At 69.3% G+C, this 8255-nt stretch carries 9 protein-coding genes; 4 read left to right on the forward strand and 5 right to left on the reverse strand.

Going from position 1 to position 8255, the window contains the following annotated elements:
* The coding region (locus R1101_RS0111700) for a RelA/SpoT family protein (RefSeq protein WP_016933615.1) at positions 1-1187 on the forward strand (1187 nt) is incomplete at its 5' end.
* 92 nt (positions 1188-1279) lie between these two features.
* Here R1101_RS0111700 and R1101_RS0111705 read toward each other — a convergent pair.
* Positions 1280-2062, reverse strand: a complete 783-nt coding sequence (locus R1101_RS0111705; RefSeq protein ID WP_016933616.1) for a peptidylprolyl isomerase — start codon at positions 2060-2062, stop codon at positions 1280-1282.
* Positions 2062-2934, reverse strand: coding sequence for a peptidylprolyl isomerase (locus R1101_RS0111710; protein WP_016933617.1), 873 nt, complete (start codon positions 2932-2934; stop codon positions 2062-2064). Before R1101_RS0111710 ends, R1101_RS0111705 begins: the two co-directional genes overlap by 1 nt.
* Before the next feature lie 149 nt (positions 2935-3083).
* Here R1101_RS0111710 and R1101_RS0111715 point away from each other — a divergent pair, with 149 nt between their 5' ends.
* The 3 genes from R1101_RS0111715 to R1101_RS0111725 all read left to right on the forward strand — a co-directional run bounded on the left by R1101_RS0111715 (position 3084) and on the right by R1101_RS0111725 (position 5734).
* Positions 3084-3767 carry an MBL fold metallo-hydrolase gene (locus R1101_RS0111715; RefSeq protein ID WP_026003171.1) on the forward strand — a complete coding sequence of 228 codons (684 nt, stop codon included), beginning with the start codon at positions 3084-3086 and terminating at the stop codon, positions 3765-3767.
* 61 nt (positions 3768-3828) lie between these two features.
* The gene (hisS, locus tag R1101_RS0111720) at positions 3829-5103 is read left to right on the forward strand and encodes a histidine--tRNA ligase (protein ID WP_016933619.1); all 1275 of its coding nucleotides are present in this window, start codon (positions 3829-3831) and stop codon (positions 5101-5103) included.
* Entirely contained in the window at positions 5090-5734 is a 645-nt protein-coding gene (locus R1101_RS0111725; RefSeq protein WP_016933620.1) for a hypothetical protein, read from the forward strand. The genes hisS and R1101_RS0111725 overlap by 14 nt, the downstream gene beginning before the upstream one ends.
* A 10-nt stretch (positions 5735-5744) precedes the next feature.
* On the opposite strand, the gene R1101_RS0111730 is transcribed toward R1101_RS0111725, so the two are convergent.
* From R1101_RS0111730 to R1101_RS0111740, 3 genes are all read right to left on the reverse strand, one after another.
* On the reverse strand, positions 5745-6974 hold the full coding sequence (locus tag R1101_RS0111730; RefSeq protein WP_037223036.1) for a hypothetical protein: 1230 nt from the start codon (positions 6972-6974) through the stop codon (positions 5745-5747).
* Positions 6974-7309 carry a type VII secretion target gene (locus R1101_RS0111735; protein ID WP_026003172.1) on the reverse strand — a complete coding sequence of 112 codons (336 nt, stop codon included), beginning with the start codon at positions 7307-7309 and terminating at the stop codon, positions 6974-6976. Before R1101_RS0111735 ends, R1101_RS0111730 begins: the two co-directional genes overlap by 1 nt.
* Before the next feature lie 289 nt (positions 7310-7598).
* Positions 7599-8078: a MarR family winged helix-turn-helix transcriptional regulator gene (locus R1101_RS0111740; RefSeq protein ID WP_016933623.1), complete on the reverse strand. Its 480-nt coding sequence runs from the start codon at positions 8076-8078 to the stop codon at positions 7599-7601.
* Positions 8079-8255 lie beyond the last annotated feature (177 nt).

The raw sequence follows: 8255 nt of genomic DNA on the forward strand, positions 1-8255 counted from the left end.
GTATCGCCGCGCACTGGCGGTACAAGGAGACGAAGGGACGCCACTCCGGCGATGTCGCCGAACTCGACGACATGGCCTGGATGCGGCAGCTCCTCGACTGGCAGCGTGAGGCGGCGGACCCGGGCGAATTCCTCGAGTCCCTCCGCTACGACCTGGCCGTCAAGGAGATCTTCGTCTTCACTCCCAAGGGCGATGTGATCACCCTTCCGTCGGGCTCGACGCCCGTGGACTTCGCGTACGCCGTGCACACCGAGGTCGGACACCGCTGCATCGGCGCTCGGGTCAACGGCCGGCTCGTGGCACTCGAACGCAAGCTCGAGAACGGTGAGGTCGTGGAGGTGTTCACCTCCAAGGATCCCAATGCCGGCCCGAGCCGCGACTGGCAGTCGTTCGTCGTCTCGCCCCGCGCCAAGGCGAAGATCCGGCAGTGGTTCGCCAAGGAACGCCGCGAGGAAGCCCTCGAATCCGGCAAGGACGCCATCGCGAAGGAAGTGCGCCGCGTCGGTCTGCCACTACAGCGCCTGATGAACGCGGACCTGATGGTCGCGGTCGCCAAGGAACTGCGCTACGCCGACGTCTCGGCGCTGTACACCGCGGTCGGAGAGCACCACGTCTCGGCGCACCACGTCGTGCAACGGCTGGTCGCGCTGCTCGGTGGCGTCGGTGGCGTCGAGGAGGAACTGGCCGAGCGGTCCACACCGTCGACCATCCCGACCCGCTCGCGGAACAGCGGTGATTCCGGTGTCCTCGTGCCGGGCGCACCGGGCACGGTCTCGAAGCTCGCGAAGTGCTGCACGCCCGTCCCCGGCGACGAGATCATGGGCTTCGTGACCCGGACCGGTGCGGTGAGCGTGCACCGCACCGACTGCACGAACGCCGGGTCGCTGCGGGAGCAGTCGGAGCGGATCATCGAGGTGCAGTGGGCGCCCTCGCCGTCGTCGGTGTTCCTCGTCGCGATCCAGATCGAAGCTCTCGACCGGCACCGTCTGCTGTCCGACGTGACGAAGGCACTCGCCGACGAGAAGGTCAACATCCTGTCGGCCTCCGTGACGACCACGGGCGACCGGGTCGCGGTGAGCCGGTTCACCTTCGAGATGGGCGACCCGAAACATCTCGGGCACGTGCTGAACGTCGTCCGCAACGTCGAAGGCGTCTACGACGTGTACCGGGTGACCTCGGCAGCCTGACCGAATCCGTCTCGGTCTCGCGCCGGACGACGACGTCCCGCCCCGGAATCTCCGGGACGGGACGTCCGTGCGTTCCGTGTGAACGGGGGGTGTCAGGACCCGACGGTCACCGACTCGATCTGCACCGCGCGGTTGGGCGCACCGCCGCCGGCCGCCATCGAGCCGTCGTCACCCTCCGCCGCGACCTCCTCGATCACGGCGAGTCCGGCCTCGTCGACCGTCCCGAACACCGTGTAGGTGGGCGGAAGCTGCGAATCCTCGTACACCAGGAAGAACTGGCTGCCGTTGCTGCCGGGACGACCGGTGTTCGCCATCGCGACCGTGCCGCGCGGGTAGATCACCGGTTGCCGCAGCTGGGCGTCGCCGGGCGCGTACACGTTCTCCGGGTACTCGGTGTCGAACCCGTAACCCGGCCCGCCCGTTCCGGTGCCCGTCGGGTCGCCGCACTGCAGCACCTGCAGCCCGGGGGAGGTCACCAGCCGGTGGCAGGGGGTGTCGTCGAAGTAGCCTTGCTCCGCGAGGGACACGAAGCTGTTGACCGTGCAGGGGGCCGCGGCCCGGTCGAGTTCGACGCCGATGACGCCGACGCTGGTGGTGATCTGCGCGGCAGCAGCGCCGGTGGCGGAGACGTCGTCCGCGGCGGGGGCGGTCACGTCGCGTGCGGCGTCACCCGAGGCGTCGTAGGTGCACGAGACGGAGTCGGTGCCGCTGGGTCGCTCCGGTAGTTCGCCCGTGTAGGCGGGGGACTGCCGGTCGGCGGCGGACGCCGGTGCCGACGAGTTCGCGGCGGTATCGGTGGACGAATCGTCGGAGCACCCCGTGAGGAGGAGTGCGAGCCCGACGCCGGCGGCGAGGGTGGTGCGCAATCGGATCATCAGTCCATCCTGACCGACGTGAGGGTCGTTTCCAGCGCGGGGGTACCGTCGGCAGCCCCACCCGTTACACCGGCTGCGGCGATCGTGTCGAGGGTCGCAAGACCGGTCTCGTCGATCGTGCCGAACACGGTGTACTGCGGGGGCAGCACCGAGTCGCCGTACACCAGGAAGAACTGGCTGCCGTTGGTCTCGGGCTGTCCGGTGTTCGCCATCGCGAGGGTGCCGCGCGGATAGGTCATCGGTTCCTGCGCGGCGGGATCGTCGGCGGCGAACTGATCGGTGGGGAACTCGTTCGCGAACTGGTAACCCGGTCCGCCGGAACCGCTCCCGGACGGGTCGCCGCACTGCAGGACCTGCAGGGACGGCGAGGTGGTCAGCCGGTGGCAGGGCGTGTCGTCGAAGTAGTTCTGCGACGCCAGCGACAGGAAACTGTTGACGGTGCACGGCGAGTCGTCGTTGTGCAGGATCAGGCCGATGTTGCCCTGACTCGTCTCCACGCTGACACTGACGTCCGTGTTGCCCTCGCCGGTGGTGCGGATGCCCTCGGTGCGCGGCGGCTGCGCGGGCTTCGACGGCTCGCGACCGTCGGCGGGGTACGAGCAGTTCACCGTCTCGGGCAACGGCTCGGACCGGCCCTCGGGCAGTGCCGCGTACTCGGAACCGGAGGTGTCTTTCGACGCTGCCTCCGTGGCCGTGTCGTCACCCCGGTTCACCGCCCACAGGGCAACACCTGCGCCGACGACCACGATCACCCCGAGCGCGGACAACGCGATCGTCGTGCGGCGCCGCTTGCGCTCGCGTTCGGCTCGTCGCTCGAGTTGCCGTTCGAGTTTGCGTTTCGCGGCCTGGCGCCGTTGTGCGTTGCTCGGCACTGCAGTAGTCCTCCCGTGAACGATCGATGTGGTCCAACCGACTTCGAAGCCGATTCGAGTCTGCCACCCGGGACCGGGAACCCGCGGACAGGGCGCAACGCATAGTCTGTAGGAGACCTCGAAGGCTTCCACCCGTAGGAGCGATGCTCGTGCTCGTGACCGGATTCCCTGCCGGGATGTTCCAGACCAACTGCTACATCCTCGCGCAGGACAACGCGAAGGAGTGCGTCGTCGTCGATCCCGGCCAGGACGCCGCCGAGCCGCTCGTGGAGTTCCTCACGGGATCCGATCTCACGCCCCGGGCGGTGCTGCTCACGCACGGTCACCTCGACCACATGTGGTCGGCGCAGCCGATCGCCGACCGGTACGGGATCCCCGTCTACATCCACCCCGACGACCGGGCGATGCTCACCGATCCGCTGCAGGGCATGGGGTCGAGCCTCGCCCCCTTCCTCGACGGCGTCGAGTTCGTCGAACCGCAGCAGGTCGTGGAGTTCGGCGACGGAGACGAGATCGAACACGCCGGAATCGAGTTCGTCGTCGACCACACGCCCGGACACACCCGCGGCTCGGTCGTCCTGCGCACGCGCACCACCACCCCGGACGGCGCCGCCCTGAACGTCGCGCTCACCGGCGACACCCTGTTCCAGGGGTCGATCGGCCGCACCGACCTGCCGGGCGGTGATCACGCGCAACTGCTCGACTCGATCGCCCGCAAACTGCTCGTGCTCGACGACGGCACCAACATCCTTCCCGGTCACGGCGGGTCGAGCACGATCGGGCAGGAGCGGGTCTCGAATCCCTTCCTCACCGGCCTGGCAGAATCCCGCTGACGCACGAACACCGCGATCCGTCGGTGACCAACCGAGAGAATTCCGAGAGAAGGCAGTACCAGTGAGCAAGGCCTCCACGTTTTCGGCGCCGAAGGGTGTGCCCGATTACGTTCCCCCGCAGTCGGCGGAGTTCGTGGCGGTACGGGACGGTCTGACCCGTGCCGCACGCCTGGCGGGGTACGGGCACATCGAACTGCCCATCTTCGAGGACACCGGCCTGTTCGCTCGGGGCGTCGGCGAATCCACCGACGTCGTCACGAAAGAGATGTACACCTTCGCCGATCGCGGTGAGCGCTCGGTCACGCTCCGCCCCGAGGGCACCGCGGGCGTGATGCGCGCGGTGATCGAGCACGGCCTCGATCGAGGTCAGCTCCCCGTGAAGCTGTCGTATTCCGGACCGTTCTTCCGCTACGAGCGCCCCCAGGCCGGTCGCTACCGTCAGCTGCAGCAGGTCGGTGTCGAGGCGATCGGCATCGACGATCCTGCGCTCGACGCCGAGGTCATCGCGATCGCCGACGCCGGGTTCCGGTCGCTCGGCCTCGACGGCTTCCGCCTCGAGATCACCTCGCTCGGCGACGACACCTGCCGCCCGCAGTACCGGGAGAAGTTGCAGCAGTTCCTGTTCGGGCTCCCACTCGACGAGGAGACCCGCCGCCGCGCCGAGATCAACCCGCTGCGCGTGCTCGACGACAAGCGTCCCGAGGTCCGCGAGATGACGGCCGACGCACCGCTGATGCTCGACCACCTCTCGGACACCGCGCGTGCGCACTTCGACGAGGTGCTCGCCCATCTCGACGCGATCGGCGTCCCGTACGTCGTGAACCCGCGCATGGTGCGCGGCCTCGACTACTACACGAAGACCACCTTCGAGTTCGTCCACGACGGACTCGGAGCCCAGTCCGGTATCGGTGGCGGTGGCCGCTACGACGGACTCATGGAGCAGCTGGGTGGCCAGCCGCTCTCGGGTATCGGTTTCGGGATCGGCGTCGATCGCACGGTTCTCGCGCTCGCCGCGGAGGGCAAGTCGGCCGGCAGCCCCGCACGATGCGAGGTGTACGGCGTGCCCATGGGGGATGCCGCCAAGGCTGCGCTCGTGCCCATCGCGCACAAGCTGCGCGCAGCAGGCCTCCGTGTCGACCTGGCCTACGGCGGACGTGGTCTGAAGGGCGCGATGAAGGCTGCCGACAAGTCCGGTGCCGTCGTCGCGCTCGTCCTCGGCGACCGCGAACTCGAGGCGGGCGAGATCGTCGTGAAGGACCTGCGCAACGGCGAACAGCACAGCGTTGCTCTCACGGACGTCGTCGCCCGTGTGGGTGAGGTCGTTGCCGGCGCATGACGACCGGGACGGTGGCGCCGTCCCGCTCGATCTGATCCCGGCCCGACTGCTGCGGCCGCGGGCACGCAGGATCGCGTTGCTCGCGCTCGCCGTCGGCGTCGTCCTCGGCGTCCTCGTCTGGATCGTCGCGCCCGGCTGGGTGGCCTTGCTCGTCGGTGCCGTCCTCGCGGTGCCACCGGCTCTCGGGGCGTTCCTGGCCACGCGTCGGCACCTGCTGCTGCGCGGCACCGTCATCACGCTTTCGGGGGCATTCCGGTCGCGCAGTGTCGATCTGGCGCGGCTCGCCGGCGTCGAACTGCTCGTGCGGGTGGGCGGCGTCTCGCAGGCGGTCCTGCGCGTCAACGACGGTGAGCACAATCTCGTGTCGGTTCCGTTGGCGCTGTACGCGAACGGCGGAGGTCGCGAACTCGAGGTGCTCGCTCTGCGGAAGCTGGCGAATGCGCTGGCCACCAGCGAGATTGCACCGGCAGCGGCGGTCTCGTCGGTGCTCGTCGAACAGTTGCGGGCCGAGGCCCGCGACGCCGCGCTCGGCGAACGCCCACTCTACCGGGCTATCGAACTCGCGCGCGGCGCCGGGCGTGTGCCGCAGACGACGCTGACCGACCACGAGGTGGCCTCCCTCGTCGAGTGACGGCCTGAGCTCACCGGTCGTCGTGCGAACCGATCACGGCAGGAACGACCAATGGCAACTCGCCGACCACCTCGGTGCTCACGGCGGCGGCACTCAGGAGACGGGCAGGGGAGCGGTGCTCCTCGTCCTCGGACCCGCGGCCCGACGTCGCGGGAACCATCCCGCCGGTGGCGGGCGTGCGCCCCGCCGGGGTCGTACCGATCGTCGCCGGCGACCCTCCACCCGCACCCGCACCCGCCCCCGTCGGGAGCGGAGTGGCGGCGGGCACACCCGCAGTCCCGAACGCGGTCCCCGCGCTGCCGTGACCGGCGAAGACTCCCGCCGACACCGTTCCGGCCGAGCCTGCGACGGTCGCACCGACGGTGGGGACCGCCGTGTGCGCGGTGGGCACGGTCGATGCGTAGGCGGTGGGAGCGGTCGGGGTGTGAGCGGCGGCCGCGGTGAACGGTGCAGCGGCACTCGACGCGACATCGGTTGCGGCCGTGGCGATCGTGCGCATCTCGTGCACCCCCGCCACCGCGACCGGCGCGGGCACCGGAACAGGGGCGGTCAACGGGGTCATCGCGGCGGTGTGGACCGCCAGTTCGCCTCGCGTACGCGCGACGACGGCCAGTGCCGCCTGAAGGTGTTGTGCGGCCGACGCCAGCAGAGCGGCCTGACCCGGCGGTGTCACCAGAGCAGGGGCGGCCGCGACCGCCGTGGCCACGAACGACTGTGCGATGCCGGTCAATTCGACGTTGCCGCGTTCGACGCTCGCCGTGGCGGCGCGGGTGACGTCGCCGATCCGGTCGCCGCGGTCGGCCAGTTCGAGCGCGGACTGCTGAGCCCGGACGCCGTGACCGGTGGCCTCGTCGGCCGTCGCACCCTCCCACGACTCCGGAAGCGCGTGCAGCGCACTGCGCCCGAGAGTGGTCGCGGTCTCGAGCAGGCGCGAACCCTGATGCAGGATCGCCGTGGGATCGAGGGAGTCGAGGATGCCGGTGCCGAACATCGAGCCGAGTTCGGTGAGCGGCCGCACGATCACCTCGAGATCGGGCAGCACCGGCACCGGAATCGATTCGAGCAGTTCGACGATCGTGTTCGCTTCGAGGACGGGCAGACCCGGCTCGGGGAGCACGGGTTGCGGTGGTACGGGAAGCGGGGCGTCGAGGACCGGTCCGATCGGTGACGCGCGAAGTGCGTCGAGAACGGTCGGTGTGGTGACGGGTGCTGCTGCGGCGTCTGCGACCGATCCCTGCATCACAGTCCTCCCGCGGCGTCGGAGAGGGCCGAAGCCGTTCCGGTGTCGGCGGTTTCGTAGCCGGCGGCGGCTTCGTGTGCGGCGATGCCGTTGGACGCGTAGGCCCACGACAGTTGTGTGACGGCGCGGGTGTGCTCCGACTGCGCTGCTGCGAACACCGCGAGGAACTCGCTTCCGATGAGTCCCATGGCCGGACTCAGCGCGGAGATGTTGGCCTGCAGGTCGAACGCCCCTGCCTGCGCGACGTGCTCGGCCGCACGAAGATTCGTCGTCCCGAACGCTCGAACTCCGTCGGGCACCACCCGGATTCCGGCACCGGGAAACAGACCGCTCATCGAACCCCCCTCGAAGATCAGTGTGGCGAGCACTCTAACTCGAGAGAACCGGGGGAGCCACCGGGTCCTGGCCGGCCTGTGGATGAACCCACGGCATCGGCGATGAATTCGTTGCAGACAGGGTGCGCGACCTTCGATCGCACCTGATGCCGTAGGCGAGCCGGAACCTCTCGGACGCGACGCGCAATGCTTCGGGGATCGGTCGTGACCCACCTTCGGCGGCCGTACCGACGTCCACCGAATCGGTGAGCGGGCCGGCGTCGTCGTCCCGACGACAGGGGCGGACCCGCTAGGAGGTGGCGGCCGACCGCTTACCGTCGATCATGCGGTCACGCATGCGGGTGAAGGTCTCGGTCATGGAGGTGATGTCGTCGGGGGAGAGCAGGTCGAACATGTTCTCGCGGACCGCGTCGACGTGGCCCGGGCCCGCTGCGGCGAGTCGCGCGTAGCCGGCCTCCGTGAGTTCCGCCCAGGCCCCGCGTCGATCGGATTCGCACTCCACGCGCCGCACCCATCCCGCGTTCTCCATGCGGGAGACCGCTCGGGTGATCCCGCTGCGGGTCGTGGTGCTGGCATCCGCGATGTCGCGCATGCGCATCCTGCGGTCGGGCGCCTCGGAGAGCAGGACGAGGATCTCGAAGTCGGTGAAGGAGATGTCGGAATCCCGCAGCAACTGCTTGTCGAGATTCTGGAACAGCAGGCGGGTCGCATCCAGATAGGCACGCCACAGTCGCTGTTCGTCGTCGTTCAGCCACGTCGTTTCTCCCATGAAGTCCAGTCTACCCCAGTTAGTTGACTACGCAATCAAATGTGACACACTGGAAAGGTCGACCGACGCGACCACCGAGAGGAGTCGAGCGGCATGAGCAACACCGACACCCGCCCCGAGGAGATCCGCTGCCGGACGGAGGATCCTCCGATCCGGGACGCACACCGCCCCCGCGTG

Origin of the sequence: Rhodococcus sp. R1101, assembly GCF_000278445.1 — a bacterium.
GTDB classification, from domain to species: domain Bacteria; phylum Actinomycetota; class Actinomycetes; order Mycobacteriales; family Mycobacteriaceae; genus Rhodococcus; species Rhodococcus gordoniae.